Source organism: Sphingobacterium sp. IITKGP-BTPF85 (assembly GCF_001006065.1).
GTDB classification, from domain to species: domain Bacteria; phylum Bacteroidota; class Bacteroidia; order Sphingobacteriales; family Sphingobacteriaceae; genus Sphingobacterium; species Sphingobacterium anhuiense.
The window spans coordinates 1-1,607 of the sequence record NZ_ASZT02000294.1 but is presented as its reverse complement, the minus strand read 5'-3'; the positions used below and the strand labels follow the sequence as shown (position 1 = coordinate 1,607).

Genomic DNA, 1,607 nt, shown 5'->3' with positions numbered 1-1,607 from the left:
CAATAGTTAAAAAATAAAATGAAAAAATGCAATTATTGGTCTACATCAAGGTTAAAAATCGGCTTCGTGATTGCATTTTGAATGGATAGTCAGCATAGTGACTTTGCGCAACAGATCTAATCTGCCGGCTTGATAATGTTTTTGGTGGTTTGTTTTCTGTTCATAACTCGTTTTATAATTAACGAGTCTTAGGGCCGGTAGATTGATGAATATGGGACTACATGCCGTGATCACTTATCAGTTCTCACGCCTTACGTAACACGGACTAACAGTAGGCCCATATCCATCTTATATACGCAAATATACGATTTGCAATACAAAGAAAAGACATGGGTATTTTAAACTACTGCCCTGCGCTACGGCGTGAGAAATTGTGATCGCAAGACTCTTATTTTAAATACCAGTATTTCAAATCAATATCCTGATTTAAAATCTTACACTAAAGTACATAAGATATTTTATAAAAACAAATTATTCGCATCACAAAATATTTATAAGGTATTTCGACTTCTTTAGATATGGAGAAACGTCAATGCTATATTACCCCTTTCGAATTGTTGATTATAGTTATTGTTAGAAATATAAGGCTTGAATTGGATATCACTGGTGAAGAACTATCTAAATACTTAAAAAAGAATCCAAAATATATAGGTCATATTGAAAGTAGTAACAGTGATTCAAAGTACACAGAAGAAGTCTTGTATCAAATTGCTAATTATTTTACACTGGTTGCGGAAAAACTTAAGAGTGAATTACCAAAGAGCGAGACCAAAAATTTTAAAACAAGTTATTCTAATTTAGATTTACAACCTTCTGAAATTCAAGGAAGGGACAAGGTACTAAAAGTGATACCTCCTATCCCACCGGGATCAGGTTCTGCATCGACATTGAATGCCGTGATTGAAAACACAAAGTTTTTCGACAAAGCCAGAACCTTAGAGGAAATAGTTAATAATTGCAATAAATTACAAAATCAAACTTGGACGAGTTCAGATTTCACTGATGCATTGAGTCGTGCTGTTAAAGTAAAAAACAAAAGATTGGAAGTCGTAATTGTTGATGGCAGAAATACCTACATAAAATACAAACCTAAAAAAGAAAGTATTGATAAAAAGGGTTGACGAATGTTTATCATGCCCAACGGCTTAATCGATCGCTCTCAACATTTCATTTCTACATATTTCTATAAGTCCTACTAGAGTCGGTGATTCATAAGATTCGTCATAGCTAATACTAGAGGCATCACCTAAACAGAACTTACCGTCTGCCCAACGTAATGTATTAAAATCTCTTTGCCCTATCCAAAGCTCTTGATAATCATCCCACCACTCAAATACAGTTTCATCATCACAATTAAAAAAGCCTATAACCATATGATTAACATATCCATCGGAAACCTCATATAATTCAATCAATTGCGAAATCACATTTTCAGGTACTTTTTTCGTAAAAGCACGTTCTTTAAAAACAGTGATTTGTAAAGAAGTAGCAGGAACCAACTCAAAGTCTGATGAGTCAGGAAGTTCTTCCAATAATTTTAATATTTGCAATTGATTTTGAGTCATCAGATCTATTCATTGTTAATTTATTGAATCCACTTGCGTCCT

General features: G+C 33.5%; 2 protein-coding genes. One reads left to right on the top strand and one right to left on the bottom strand.

Annotated features, from left to right (window positions below; all coding sequences use genetic code 11):
* Positions 1 to 518: 518 nt before the first annotated feature.
* Positions 519 to 1,121, top strand: coding sequence for a helix-turn-helix domain-containing protein (locus L950_RS25250; RefSeq protein WP_021190419.1), 603 nt, complete (start codon positions 519 to 521; stop codon positions 1,119 to 1,121).
* A 24-nt stretch (positions 1,122 to 1,145) separates the two neighbouring features.
* Here the strand turns inward: L950_RS25250 and L950_RS25245 are convergent, their stop codons facing one another.
* The gene (locus L950_RS25245) at positions 1,146 to 1,532 is read right to left on the bottom strand and encodes a hypothetical protein (RefSeq protein ID WP_021190418.1); all 387 of its coding nucleotides are present in this window, start codon (positions 1,530 to 1,532) and stop codon (positions 1,146 to 1,148) included.
* Positions 1,533 to 1,607 lie beyond the last annotated feature (75 nt).

Excerpts from the sequence above, each read along its gene's own strand:
- L950_RS25250 (WP_021190419.1), top strand. The coding sequence starts at position 519 with ATGGAGAAACGTCAATGCTATATTACCCCTTTCGAATTGTTGATTATA.